The organism is Rhodophyticola sp. CCM32 (assembly GCF_004751985.1).
Lineage (GTDB): Bacteria > Pseudomonadota > Alphaproteobacteria > Rhodobacterales > Rhodobacteraceae > Rhodophyticola.
The window spans coordinates 1383099-1396303 of sequence record NZ_CP038492.1 but is presented as its reverse complement, the minus strand read 5'-3'; the positions used below and the strand labels follow the sequence as shown (position 1 = coordinate 1396303).

Here is a 13205-nt window from a genome sequence, read left to right as displayed (position 1 = left end):
TCACCCCTCCCTCAATGCGGCGGCGGCGGTTTTGACCGCTTCGCGGATGCGGATATAGGTGCCGCAGCGGCAGAGATTGCCGCTCATCGCGCGGTCAATCTCCTCATCCGTGGGGGAGGTGTTGAATTCCAGAAACGAGGCCGCCTGCATGATCTGCCCCGACTGGCAATACCCGCATTGGGCCACCTGATGGTCCACCCAGGCGGCCTGCACCGCATGCAGCGCATCCGGTGTGCCCAGCCCTTCGATGGTTGTCACCCGGGCGCCAGCCACATCCGCCGCGCGCAACTGGCAGGATCGCACCGCCTGCCCGTCCAGATGCACCGTACAGGCGCCGCATTGGGCAATGCCGCAGCCATATTTCGGGCCGGTGATGCCCAGTTCGTCACGTAAGACCCACAAAAGCGGCATGTCGTCTTCGACATCCACCTCATGGACGGTTCCATTCGCTGTCAGTTGCACTGGCGCGCCTCCGGTCCGGGACTTGGCTGGTCTGGTCTGGTCTGGTCTGGTCTGGCGATCATGACAAACCGCGCCGGGCGCGTATACTTGCAGATCACGCCAAAACGGTAACAATACGCGCCAGAGGGCCGCTTATGGCTGGACCGGCCCCGATACGCTGGCAAAGCTCAGGCAATGACCCGCCCGAAAAGGACCGACATGCAGATCACCCGCTACCCCGTTGCGCATTCCCTGCAACATAGCTGCAATATCCTGACGCTCACCCCCGCAAGGGTGCTGCGCCGGGCCGGTCTGCCCACGGATCTGATCGAAAACGAGGGGCGCGGCGTGACGGCAGAGCAGTATATTGCGCTGATCGAGGCGCTTTATGCAGAAGCGCCAACCCCCGACACCCCGATCATGCTGGGCAAAGCCCTGGCACGCGGCCCGTTTGTTCCGGCGATTTTCGCGTTTTCCTGTAGCCCGAATATCGAGATCGGGCTCAGCCGGCTGGCGCTGTTCAAACCGCTGGTGGCGCCGGTCAGGCTTGAGGTAAGGCGCAGTGACCTGGGGGTGGAGCTCAGCTTTGCATCACGGGTTGCGGATATGCCCCTGCCCGGCAGTTTCGCGGCGTTCGAACTGGTCTATTTCATCGAATGCTGCCGCAATTTCACCGCCCATCCGGTTGTGCCCCTGCAACTTTGCATGCCGCAATCGCTTGGTGACCATAGCAGCCTTGAAACCTATCTCGGGCAAGAGATCGAGATCGGGCCGATGACAAAAATCGTGCTCTCCGTGGAAGATGCGGAACGCCCGCTGATCTCGGCCAATGAGGCGCTTTGGGCCCGGTTCGAAAGTGATCTGACCCGCCAGATGGAAAGCCGCAGCACCCGGCAACCGGTCAGCACCCGCGTGCGCCACGCATTGCTGGAAATGCTGCCCGGTGGCCAGCCCACCGCCGATGCGGTCTGCCAGCATCTGCATGTCAGCAAACGGACCTTGCAGCGCCGGCTGAAATCAGAAGGGCAATCGTTTCAGAATATTCTTGACGACACCCGCAAGAACCTGGCCCTGCATTATCTGCGACAGGAGGGGCTGCGGGTTGAGGAAATCTCCTATCTTCTGGCCTATCGCGACCCGAATTCCTTTTACCGGGCCTTCAATGACTGGACCGGCATGACCCCGGCAGAAGCCCGGGCGCGGGCGTAAGCCCCGGCGCGCAGAGCTTATGACATTTTCCTCGCATCAGCAGCCGTACCAAACACCGGCAAAGCCGTGTCTGACACCCCGTGAACCCGGACAAGCGTGTCACGAACAAAGGCGATATGGGCGGTTTCCTCGATAATCTCGGCCAGATATTGCGCTGCGGTCAGCGTTTTGCCCACGCCGATGGTGCCGTGATTGGCCAGAACCGCCGCCCGCACGGAAGGATCCTGAAATACCGGGCTGATTTCAACCTCGGTCTGCGGTCCGCCATTGTCCGACAGCGGGATCAGGGGCATCCGCCCGATCTTCTCGATGGTCTGAACGGTCAGACAGGGAATTTCGACACCCGCACTGGCATAACCCGTCGCCCAGGGGCTGTGACAATGGACGATGGCATTGATATCGGGGCGGATTCGATAGAGGTCCAGATGGAAATCAAGGTCTTTCGAGGGTTTGAAGGCCGAAGGTTCCAGCCTGCCATCCAGATGCACGATTTGCAGATTATCCCGCGTGCATTCGGCAAAACCCACACCCGAAGGCTTGATCACAATCGCATCGGCCGAGGACAGGCGCACCGACAGGTTGCCGCCGGCATTGGTCTGCAACCGCAGATCGAAACAGCGTTTGGCCGATCGGATCAGCGCATCCTTTTTCGCCTCGACATCGCATGGGTCAGGCATGTTGGGTCTCCTTGCGGGCATATGGAGGCCGGGACAGCAGCTCCAGAATAAGATCGGTGACGGCAGGGGCCGCGATATGCGCCTCCATCACGGTGATGTTCAGCGCCGGATCGGCGGCGGCCCGGGCCGCGCGCAGGAACACCGCGCGCAAATCCTCATCCTCGATCGCGCCGCCGGGGGCATCCTGATGGGAAAACCCGCCCATGGGCACAACAAGATGCGCCAGATCCGGCGCGGCATTCAGATGGCCCACAAGCGCGGTGGCGACCCCGGTCATCTCGTCTTCGGTCAGTTTGACATGGGTGAAATACCCCGAATGCTGATAATGGGGCCGGTTCAGAAACCGCTCCGGCACCAGATCAATCGCCCCCAGCCCAATGAAATTCAACGCCCCCGGCAGCACGATCTGCGGCAGGCCTTTCTGTGCCGCGGCAGTGAACCGCGTGGGCATGGCGGTATGGGCACCCGCGACCCGCATCCGTGTCAGCTCATGCGGGGTCAGATCAACAATTGTGTGAAACGCGCCCTGTTCGGCAAACCGCGCAAAGGCCGCGCCGCCATAGCCGTTGGCGTGAAACACGGTTGCCTCCCGCCCCCGGGCACGCAACCCCTGAACCAGCCGGTCCACGGCCCCGTCTGTCGCCCCAAGGGCGGTGATCCCGATCGAGGGGTCGGTGTTCAGTTCCATTGAGGACGGGGGCGCCGAACAAACCCCCGCAATCATCGCCGCCGCGGTATCAAGAACCTGCCGCAAGGTGGTGTTCAGACCGCAGATATCGGCCAGCGTCGGCAGCAGAATGACCGAATTATCCGCCACCGCGATGCGCGGATCGAAAGGCAGCGTGGTGACCAGAAGCTTGGGAAAGGTGATCGGCAGGGCCCGCATCACCCGCAGGATGATCTCGCTGCCGGTCCCGCCGCCCAGACCGATCACCGCCTGTGCGCCTGCCGCCAGCTGTGCCTCTGTCTGCGATTGTGCCCGGGTCACAACCTGCTCCATCGTGGCGATTTTCCGGGCCCCGTCCAACAATTGCCCCTTTGTATCAAGGGACAGATCGACCAGCACACAGGTCACCCCCAACCGCGCCAAAGCCTCCCGCAGAAACGCGATCTCATCTGCCTTGGTTTCAAGCGTCGAAAGCAGGGTGACCTTACAGCTCATATGCATCTGTCCTCTGACAGCGGATGCGGTGCTGCGCAAAATTCTGGGCTGGTCTTTGGCATGATATGCGGTTCTGGCTCCCTGCCGGTTGAGAAACACATCTCTGCATACAAAATCAATATATAAAATGCAAAACACCGGTTCCGGTTGGACTTTCAGGCGCTGATCCTGTATCCAAAACCAGAATAAATCAGGAGTAGCCCGTTGGACAGCAAAGCCCCGAAATCGCGGATCAGCACCGCGCAGAGGATCGAACGCGCGCTGCTTGACGATATTTCTGCCGGGCAGATCGCCCCCGGGGAACGGTTGGATGAAACCCGTCTGGCAGAACGGTTCGGCGCGTCAAGAACTCCGGTGCGCGAGGCCCTGGGCCGTCTGTGCGCCCAGGGCGTGCTGGAAGAAGGCAATGCGCGCGGCACCCGTGTGGCGCAATACAGCAAGACCGAACTGGCCCAGATGTTCGAAGCGATGCACGAGATTGAAGCCTTATGCGCAAGGCTTGCCGCCCAACGCCTGACCCTTCTGGCCCGCACCCAGATGGAAGCCGCGCAGGAAGCTTGCCGGGTGGCGGCCGCCGCAGGCGACCTGCCGGAATATCTGCGCGCGAATGAGGCATTTCACTTTGCAATCTATGAGGCGACGGGCAACCCGTATATCCAACAGCTTGCATCTGATTTTCGCCGTCGCACCGGCCCGTTCCGCGCCAAGAAATTCGCGACAAAGGCAGATCTGACCGCCTCGTCCCAAAGCCATGATGACTTGCTGCAAAAAATATTCTCGGAAGATTCAGATCTGGCTTTTGAAGGTATGCGCAAGCATATGGAGGCCAGCTTTATGCGGGTTCTGGCCCTGAGCTGACGGCTTTTGCAAATCCCGTGGATTTTCATGTAGACAATATCTTCTCTTTGTATACATATGGGCCAGACATTGCAGAAGGAGGGCCTTATGGGCATCGCAGAGACCAGAATCCACCCCATAAACACCGGATGGCTGGAGGCTGATCTGGGCACCTATATTTTCTGGAAAGGCCCGGCAGGCAAGAAGATCTGGAACCCCTGCTACTGCTATTATGTGGATACCGGGGAACATAAAATCCTCATTGATACAGGGCTTTGCGACGAAGAACGGGCCACGGAATACCATCATAAATGCGACAAGCGCGGCTGTACCGAGGTGCATCATCACCTCAAGGAAAAGCTGGGCGTCGACCCGTCCGAGATTGATGCCATTGTCTTCACCCATCTGCACTGGGACCATGTGCAGAACATGAAAGAATTCCCCAACGCACGTTATATCGCCCCCAAGGCCGAGATCGAAATGGCCTATAACCCGCTGCCTTTGTATTACCGCACCTATGAATGCGGCATTCTGGGGATCGAGGCCGCCTATACCGGCTGCGTGTTCGAGGCGGTGGAGGATGAGTGCGAGGTTCTGCCCGGCATCACCATGTTCCACACGCCCGGCCATTCCGTGGGCCATATGGCGGTGACCGTCGCCACCACGGCAGGTGATATCGTGGTCTGCGGCGATGCGATTTTTCAGGCCCGCAATCTGGAACCCAACCCCGCAGAGATGTGGCGCTATTGGGTGCCCGCGCGGTTTGTGAACTCGGTCGAAGGCTGGAAATCCGTCGAGGAGATCGACAAACGCGCCGATTACATTCTGGCCTGCCATGACAAGGCCTGCGGGGATCATGACGTCTATCCGTTCGAGGGGATGGAGCTGCGCAAGCGCCGTCAATTCATCCCCGGCTTCCAGTTCTATTTCGGCGATATGCCGGAGGGCACAGCCGCCAAAGCCGCCCCGGCGATGAAACCGGCAGAGGTTGACGCCTATCTCAAAACCCTGAAACCGCCCCGCCCTGATGTGCCGGGCTGATCCGATGCAGGCCATCGCAAGCCTGTCCTTGGTGGCGGATCAATTTGATGCGCTGGTCTTCGATCAATGGGGTGTGTTGCATAACGGGCAGACGGCCTATGGCGCGGCCCCTGATGTGGTGGCAGCTTTGCGGCATAACGGCTGCCGCCTGGCAGTGTTGTCCAATTCCGGCAAACGGGCGGAGGCCAATGCCAGCCGACTGGCCGCTTTCGGGTTTGGCGACGGGGTGTTTGAAACGGTGATGACCTCGGGCGAGGCATTCTGGCTGGACGTGGCCGCCGGGCATGTGCCCCATCGCGCCTTTCTGCCGATCGTGGCAAACCCTGGCGATGCCCGGATCTGGGGCGCGGGTCTGGAGGTGAGGTTTGCCGATGATCCCGAACTGGCGGAGGCGGTGCTGCTGATGGGTCTGCCCGAAGGCAGCGACGGGGCGGAGGCGCGCGCGCGGATGCAGCAGGCGCTGACGCAGGGCCTGCCGGTCTATTGCACCAACCCCGATATCTCCTCCCCCCGCGCCGATGGGATGATGCAGCTTTCCCCCGGTGCCCTGGCGCGGGAATATGCTGATCAGGGGGGTAAGGTGATCTATTACGGCAAGCCGCATCTGCCGGTTTTCGAAGCATTGCGCCGACAGCTTGACCTGCCGCCGAGGCGGATTTTGATGATCGGGGACAGTCTGGAACATGACATCACCGGGGCGGCCAAAGCCGGCTGGCGGTCTGTCTTCATTCAGGGCGGGCTGTACCGCAAGGCCTTTGCCGGAGGCGCGACACCGGCAGATCTGGCGCGCGCGGCCAATTCCCCCTCCCCGATTACATGATGTATGAAGTGGCCTGATCCGATGACTCATCCTCCAAGCGCTGAATTCCTGAACCTCTCGGCCCGCTGCGGTCAGAACCCGCTGCGCGTGCAGGGGCCCGGTGGCAACACGTCGGCCAAATCCGGCGACACGATGTGGATCAAGGCCTCGGGCACCGAACTGGCCGATGCGGAAGTCAAACCGATCTTTGTCGAGGTTGATCTGGCCGCCGCCCGGGCCGAGGCAACAGGCGCGGGCGATGGCAGTTGCAAGGACACGGTCATAGACCCGGCGATCAGGCTGCGCCCCTCGATCGAAACAACCTTTCACGCGATCCTTGACTGGGCCGTGGTCGTCCACACCCATTCGATTGCCACCCTGACCCATATGGTCGGCCCCACAGGTCTGGCCGCCGCAAGGCAAAAACTGGACGGGTTGCCTTTTGCCTCAGTGCCCTACCGCAAGCCGGGCCTGCCCCTGACCCGGGAAATCATCGCGCAGATCACGCCTGAGACGCAGATCATCCTGTTGGCAAATCATGGGCTGATCGTGGCCGGGGCCGATGTCGCCGGGGTCGCCGCATTGATGGAGGAAGTTGAGACCCGGCTGTCCATGCCGCCATTGGCAGCCCCCGCGCCCGCACCGGAAACCGCCGCACCCGAAGGCTATGACTGGCACCCGGCAGCGGCACGGCTGGCCATGGATCCGCGCCTGACCTCTCTGTCCCTGGCCGGGTCTTATTACCCCGATCATGTGGTGTTTCTGGGTCCGGCCTTGCCACAATCCCCGGTTGCGACCAGCCCGGCGCTGATGGTGCCGGGTCAGGGTATCGCGGTAAAACACGAAGCCACCCCGGCCCAACGCGCCATGGTGCAATGTCTAAGTGATCTGCTGACCCGCCTCCCCCCGGATTGGGAGCCGGACCCGATCGGACCGGAGGCCGAACAAAGCCTGCTGAACTGGGATGCAGAGAAATACCGGCAAGCACTGGCGGCGCGCTGATCATGCTGAGCCTCGGGATTGATATCGGCACATCCGGGGTGCGCATGGCGGTGATTGATGCCGATGGCGCTGTCATCAGCACCGCAAGGGGGGCACATCCGCCGCAACCGGGCAACAGGATGGACGCGCGCCTCTGGTGGCAGGCGGTCCATCACTGCCTGACGGCGCAAATCGCGGCCCTGCGCCGGATTGGGCGCAACCCGGACGAGATCACCGATCTGGCCTGCGACGGCACCTCGGGCACGATGGTTCTGGTGGATGACGCCCTGACACCGGTGACCGATGCCCTGATGTATAATTCCGCCGGGTTCGAGGCCGAGGCCCGCCGGATCGCGGAATATGCCGATCCCGGGTCGATCACCTTGGGGGCCAATTCCGCATTGGCGCGGATGCTGCGCCTTCAGGCACTGGATGCGGCCGGTCACGGGCGGCACCTGCTGCATCAGGCCGATTACGTGGCGGCCTGCCTGTGCGGCACCCCTGTCGGATCAGATGACAATAACGCCCTGAAACTCGGTTTTGACCCGGAAAGCCAAAGCTGGCCCGACTGGTTTGCCGCAGCCGGTGTGCGGGTCGCCACCCTGCCCGATATTCACCGGCCCGGCGATGTGGTGGGTCTGATCGCGCCCGCCCTGGCAACGACACTGGGGTTTCGCCCCGGTCTCAGGGTCCATGCGGGCACAACCGACAGTATCGCGGCCTTCATCGCCGGCGGCGCGTCGGAAACCGGCGACGCGGTGACATCTCTGGGGTCCACCCTTGCGATCAAGCTGCTGTCGGATACGCGGGTCGACGATGCTGCATCGGGGGTTTACAGCCACCGTCTGCATGGTCGATGGCTGGCAGGCGGGGCCTCCAACACCGGGGGCGCGGTTCTGGCGCATTACTTCTCCCCGGCAGAGCTGGAGATGCTGAGCAGCAGGATCGACATCTCCACCCCCTGCCCGCTTGCCTATTATCCGCTTTTGAAACCCGGGGAGCGGTTTCCGGTCAATGACCCGATGCTTGCCCCCCGATTGACACCCCGCCCGACCCGGCCCGAGGCGTTTCTTTACGGTATGCTTGATGGGATGGCCCGCATTGAACGGCAGGCCTATGACAGGCTTTCCAGCCTTGGCGCGCCGTATCCGCAACGGGTTTTCACCTGCGGTGGCGGGGCTGCAAATGCCGTGTGGTCAAAGCTGCGGCACCGGCATCTGGCCCGGCCGATTCTTGCCGGTGCCTCCGGCGAGGCCAGCGTCGGGGCTGCGCATCTGGCCCGGACCGGACCCTGAAACCTTCTTGTAACACACTGAATCTGAATTCATTTTTATAAATCAGGCCGATGCAGAAACCCCGCCATGGATGGGGAAATAGCGACGGAACACCAGGCACGGGTTCAGAAAACCCCTTCTCTTCAACCCATAAGGGTCAGTTCGCGCTTGCAGAGGTATCACCCCTCTCTCTATAGTGTAATGATATTACATATCATGGAGGGAAGCTATGCCCGCGAAAGACACGCGATTGCCCGTCACCGTCCTCTCTGGTTTTCTCGGCGCAGGGAAAACCACACTTCTGAACGATGTGCTGAACAACCGGCAGGGCCGCAAGGTTGCGGTCATCGTCAATGACATGTCCGAGGTCAATATCGACGCGGATCTGGTGCGCGATGGCGGTGCCGATCTCAGCCATACAGAGGAAAAACTGGTCGAGATGACCAATGGCTGTATCTGCTGCACCCTGCGCGACGATCTTTTGCAGGAGGTGCGGCGGCTGGCGGATGAAAACCGGTTCGATTATCTGCTGATCGAATCCACCGGGATATCCGAACCCCTGCCCGTCGCGGCAACCTTCGAATTTCGCGACGAGGCCGGCGACAGCCTGTGCGATATCGCGCGGCTCGACACGATGGTCACCGTGGTCGATACGGTCAATCTGCTGAATGACTATTCCAGTCATGATTTCCTCAAGGACAGGGGCGAAAGCCTGGGCGATGAAGACAACCGCACATTGGTGGATCTTCTTGTGGATCAGATCGAGTTTTCCGATGTGGTGGTGCTGAACAAGATCAGCGATGCAGGGCCCGATACCCGGGAGGCGGCCCGGACGATCATCACCTCTCTCAACCCCGATGCGCAGATCATCGAAACGGATTTTGGCAAAGTCGCGCAGAACCGGATTTTCGATACCGGCCTGTTTGACTTTGACACCGCCCATGATCACCCGCTTTGGGCGAAAGAACTGTACGGGTTTGCAGATCATATCCCTGAGACCGAAGAATACGGGGTGTCTTCTTTTGTGTATCGGGCGCGGCGGCCCTTTCACCCGCAGAAGGTTCATGACGTTCTCAATGCCCCCCTGCCCGGCGTCATCCGCGCCAAGGGGCATTTCTGGGTGGCGACACGGCCCGACTGGCTGGCCGAGTTTTCTTTGGCCGGGGCTTTAAGCAGTATCAAACCCCTGGGCATGTGGTGGGCCACCGTACCGACAGACCGCTGGCCGGATCACCCGCAGGCTGTGGCCTATCTCAAGCAGCACTGGCAGGAGCCCTTTGGCGACCGTCGGCAGGAACTGGTGTTCATCGGTGCCGGCATGGACAAAACGGCGATCACATCGGCGCTGGACGCGGCCCTTGTGGGCAGCGAGACAGAGTTTGACCCCAATGCCAATACAGACCTGCCCGACCCGTTTCCGAACTGGCGGCGCGCGCCCGAGGCAGCATGAGCGCACAAAGTGCCACATCACTGCGTATCGCCCGCGGGATTCTGGACGGGCAGACGCCTGACATTCTGGAGGAAATCCGGTCTCCGGGTTGCGCCGCTGCGATCTGGCGGCGCGGTGAAAACCCCCTGTTCCAGACCTGGATCGACACGGTCAGCCCCGCCAGACTTCCCCGGCTGCGTCTGCAAATCGCCCCTGAAACTGTTGCGGATACTGTCCGCGCCACCTGTCAGGCACAGGGGCTGCCAGACGGTCAGGGGCAGCGCATGCTGGCAAATGATGTAGCGATGCTTGCCACGTCTTTTGCCCGGGTGATGCAGACCGATCAGGTCCGGCTTCGTCTGGATGTTGTGACCGGGAATGCCTGCAGGAAATTCCATCTGGACAATGTGCCCGCGCGATTGCTGTGCACCTATCGCGGACGGGGCACGGAATATGGCCTGGTCCGGCCGGGGGCAGACCCGGACCCTGTTGAGGCGATGCCTGTCAGAGCTGTGGGTCTGTTCCGTGGCATGCTCTGGCCCGGGCCGGACCATTCCGGTGTGGTGCATCGGTCTCCCCCGATTGATGGCACCGGCGAGACCCGCCTGCTTCTGGTGATCGACATGCCGGAGACAGAATGAATGACAGCCAAACCCAAATCCAATCTTGGCAGAACATCTTTCAGAAGACGGGGTCGGGTCACTGACTCTATGGCGGCTTATGACCGTCTTCCTGCCGAGCTGCGCCTATGGGTCGCCGAGGCCACACTGCCCTGGTCTCCACGCTCAACCCTGCGCGCCTGGCGTCAGGCTTTGAAAAGCTGTGGCGGGGATACGGCCCGGGCAAAACAGGTTCTCACCCGGGTGGAACAGCGACAGATCGCAAAGGATGCCCGCAAAACCTGGGGGTATGATCACCCCGCCGCACAGCGGGTTTGAGAGGCGGAGCAGGTGGGGGAGCCGGAAGACCACATACAGTGAGTGCAATCTTGACCGAGGTCAGGCAACGCCTGCGACGTCAGCACATTTGGGGCAGACACCTTCCGCCTCGACCACTGTGCGTTCGATCCGAAACCCCACATCCCGCGCGGCTTGCCCCAATATTCCCTTGGACGGAACAGAGCAGGCTTCGGCCACCGAATCGCACACGCGGCAGATCATGAAAGCCGGAGAATGGTTCTCGTGGGGGTGCGCGCAGGCGATATAGGCGTTTAACCGCTCAATCTTATGGACAAAGCCATGTTTCACCAGAAAATCCAACGCCCGATAGGCAATAGGAGGTTGTGAACCACGCCCCTCTCTGACTAGATGATCAAGGATATCGTACGCGCCGATTGCTTTGTGTTCCTCCAACAGGATTTCAAGCACCCGGCGCCGGGTTGGTGTGAATTTCAGTTTATTTCTAGTACAATAGGCCTCTGCGACGGCAGTCATATCGTCGATACAAGCCTTGTGATCATGTGTTTCGAACCCGACCGTCATCACAAGAGTGCTCCTTCTCTGGTCGTATATTGTAATGGAATAACATTACATATATGAGATTATAACATCACATACGAATGCGGAGAACACCATGCGAAAATTACTTGTCTACGGAACGGTATCCACGCTCGCCCTGACGGCGGCTGCGGCGGCTGAAGTGCCTTCCGTCGCAGTAGATATCCCGCCCGTTCATTCTCTGGTTGCAACGGTCATGGAGGGGGTCGGCACCCCGGATCTGATCCTTCAGCCCGGCGCCTCCCCGCATGGGTATTCTCTTCGCCCGTCCGACGCACAGGCGCTTCAGAACGCTGATATCGTTTTCTGGGTCAGCGAAAGCCTGACGCCCTTTTTAACAGGCCCCATCAACGCCCTGACCGAGAATGCCGAAGCGATCGAACTTATTGAGACAGAAGGCACGACAAGGCTGGCATTCCGCGAGGGAGCGACCTTTGAGGCGCATGACCACGGGGATGAAGACCATCACGACGAGGATGCACACGAGGATCACGCCCATGAAGACGAAGGGCATGAAGAGCATGACGCGCATTCGGAACACGCCGATCACGAAGACCATGACGACCATGCGCACCATGACGAACACGCCGATCACGAAGACCATGAGGATCATGACGACCACGAAGAGCATGACGCACATGCGGAACACGCTGGTCATGAGGACCATGCAGATCACGCGGAACATGCGGGCCATGACCACGAACATGACGGCCTTGATCCCCATGCCTGGCTTGACCCGCAAAACGCCCGGATCTGGCTTGATGTGATTGCCACACATCTCGCCGAGCTGGACCCGGAACATGCAGATATCTATGCCGCGAATGCAGCCGCCGCCAAATCCGATCTCAGCGATCTGATCCACGATATAGACCATGATCTCGACGGGTTCCGCGGAACCAGCTTCATCGTCTTTCACGATGCCTATCAGTATTTCGAGCACAGGTTCGATTTATCGGCCACCGGCTCTATTTCATTTGGCGATGCCTCGGACCCAAGCCCGGCACGGATTGCCGAAATCCGCGACAAGGTGACCGAACTTGACGTGACCTGCGCCTTCTCTGAACCACAGTTCAACCCGGGTCTGATTGAAACGGTCTTTCAGGGCACCCATGCCGAAATTGGCGTTCTTGACCCGCTTGGTGCCGATCTTGAGCCTGGTCCCGATCTCTATCCGCAACTGTTGCGGAACCTCACAGATCACCTGACATCCTGCCTGGAATAGGGTGTTTCGGGGGAACTGCCCCGGCATCTCCCCTCACGCGTCTGCACAAAGAAAAAGGGGGAGCAATAGCTCCCCCAGTTTCGCTGTTCAGGCTCACTCTTTATATACCGCCCGGTTTCTGCCTGCGGCCTGAACCGCGCAAGGGGCGAGCGCACCCACCCCGTGTTACAGGGCATCACCTCCGGGCACGGAGGAAAGCCCCGATCTTATATCACCGCAGCACCGCCCACCTTCTCGTGAAGGTCCAGCCGAACGGTCAGCTGAAACATCGGAAATCCGGCAACGGCCCCTTTGAAAATGCCGCGATCATCAATCACCCGGCCTTTCAGGTCGATGTCGAACTGTTCAATGTCGCCGAAGACCGACTCCATGGTCTTGTCATGCTGCGTCACTTTTACATGGCCAACCAAATCATCCCCGGATTCTTCCAGCTGCCCTTCGTAGAGGTAACCAATATCACCACCCGAAATGCGGTAGCCCTTAATCATCACCGTTCCACCCCCGAAAGCGCCAAGGCTGCTTTCGAAGGACACTACATATGTTCCATCAGCGAGCTGTGGCATGTGGAATACTCCTTGCTGGTCAACTGTCGTAGAGGTCTCATCTCACAGCATAAGTGTTAATTATGTTGTGAATG

General features: G+C 60.3%; 15 protein-coding genes. 10 read left to right on the top strand and 5 right to left on the bottom strand.

Annotated elements, in window-relative coordinates; genetic code table 11:
* Window positions 1–462: a (2Fe-2S)-binding protein gene (locus E2K80_RS06860; RefSeq protein ID WP_135373974.1), complete on the bottom strand. Its 462-nt coding sequence runs from the start codon at window positions 460–462 to the stop codon at window positions 1–3.
* 174 nt (window positions 463–636) lie between these two features.
* Here E2K80_RS06860 and E2K80_RS06855 point away from each other — a divergent pair, with 174 nt between their 5' ends.
* Window positions 637–1650 (top strand): AraC family transcriptional regulator, encoded by a 1014-nt coding sequence (locus E2K80_RS06855; protein WP_135373972.1) that lies wholly within the window; start codon window positions 637–639, stop codon window positions 1648–1650.
* Window positions 1651–1667: 17 nt separating this feature from the next.
* Here the strand turns inward: E2K80_RS06855 and E2K80_RS06850 are convergent, their stop codons facing one another.
* Window positions 1668–2327, bottom strand: coding sequence for a class II aldolase/adducin family protein (locus E2K80_RS06850; RefSeq protein ID WP_135373969.1), 660 nt, complete (start codon window positions 2325–2327; stop codon window positions 1668–1670).
* Window positions 2320–3489 (bottom strand): Tm-1-like ATP-binding domain-containing protein, encoded by a 1170-nt coding sequence (locus E2K80_RS06845; RefSeq protein ID WP_168193123.1) that lies wholly within the window; start codon window positions 3487–3489, stop codon window positions 2320–2322. Before E2K80_RS06845 ends, E2K80_RS06850 begins: the two co-directional genes overlap by 8 nt.
* 204 nt (window positions 3490–3693) lie before the next feature.
* Here E2K80_RS06845 and E2K80_RS06840 point away from each other — a divergent pair, with 204 nt between their 5' ends.
* The 8 genes from E2K80_RS06840 to E2K80_RS06805 all read left to right on the top strand — a co-directional run bounded on the left by E2K80_RS06840 (window position 3694) and on the right by E2K80_RS06805 (window position 10788).
* On the top strand, window positions 3694–4347 hold the full coding sequence (locus E2K80_RS06840; protein WP_135373964.1) for a GntR family transcriptional regulator: 654 nt from the start codon (window positions 3694–3696) through the stop codon (window positions 4345–4347).
* Between the two features lie 87 nt (window positions 4348–4434).
* A complete protein-coding gene (locus E2K80_RS06835) occupies window positions 4435–5367 on the top strand; it encodes an N-acyl homoserine lactonase family protein (RefSeq protein ID WP_135373960.1) in 933 nt (310 codons plus the stop codon).
* A gap of 4 nt (window positions 5368–5371) precedes the next feature.
* Window positions 5372–6187 carry a TIGR01459 family HAD-type hydrolase gene (locus E2K80_RS06830; protein ID WP_135373957.1) on the top strand — a complete coding sequence of 272 codons (816 nt, stop codon included), beginning with the start codon at window positions 5372–5374 and terminating at the stop codon, window positions 6185–6187.
* 21 nt (window positions 6188–6208) lie between these two features.
* Window positions 6209–7168 carry a class II aldolase/adducin family protein gene (locus E2K80_RS06825; protein WP_135373954.1) on the top strand — a complete coding sequence of 320 codons (960 nt, stop codon included), beginning with the start codon at window positions 6209–6211 and terminating at the stop codon, window positions 7166–7168.
* Window positions 7169–7170: 2 nt separating this feature from the next.
* Window positions 7171–8442 (top strand): FGGY-family carbohydrate kinase, encoded by a 1272-nt coding sequence (locus E2K80_RS06820; protein WP_238475675.1) that lies wholly within the window; start codon window positions 7171–7173, stop codon window positions 8440–8442.
* A gap of 208 nt (window positions 8443–8650) precedes the next feature.
* Window positions 8651–9871, top strand: coding sequence for a zinc metallochaperone GTPase ZigA (zigA, locus tag E2K80_RS06815; RefSeq protein ID WP_135373951.1), 1221 nt, complete (start codon window positions 8651–8653; stop codon window positions 9869–9871).
* A complete protein-coding gene (locus E2K80_RS06810) occupies window positions 9868–10491 on the top strand; it encodes a DUF1826 domain-containing protein (RefSeq protein ID WP_135373947.1) in 624 nt (207 codons plus the stop codon). The genes zigA and E2K80_RS06810 overlap by 4 nt, the downstream gene beginning before the upstream one ends.
* Entirely contained in the window at window positions 10492–10788 is a 297-nt protein-coding gene (locus E2K80_RS06805; RefSeq protein WP_274379255.1) for a DUF6525 family protein, read from the top strand. It abuts the gene before it with no gap.
* Window positions 10789–10848: 60 nt separating this feature from the next.
* Here E2K80_RS06805 and E2K80_RS06800 read toward each other — a convergent pair whose 3' ends face one another.
* A complete protein-coding gene (locus E2K80_RS06800; RefSeq protein ID WP_135373941.1) occupies window positions 10849–11331 on the bottom strand; it encodes a transcriptional repressor in 483 nt (160 codons plus the stop codon).
* A 91-nt stretch (window positions 11332–11422) separates the two neighbouring features.
* Here E2K80_RS06800 and E2K80_RS06795 point away from each other — a divergent pair, with 91 nt between their 5' ends.
* Entirely contained in the window at window positions 11423–12568 is a 1146-nt protein-coding gene (locus E2K80_RS06795) for a zinc ABC transporter substrate-binding protein (RefSeq protein WP_135373938.1), read from the top strand.
* Between the two features lie 206 nt (window positions 12569–12774).
* Here E2K80_RS06795 and E2K80_RS06790 read toward each other — a convergent pair whose 3' ends face one another.
* A complete protein-coding gene (locus E2K80_RS06790; protein WP_135373936.1) occupies window positions 12775–13131 on the bottom strand; it encodes a GrlR family regulatory protein in 357 nt (118 codons plus the stop codon).
* Between the last annotated feature and the right edge of the window lie 74 nt (window positions 13132–13205).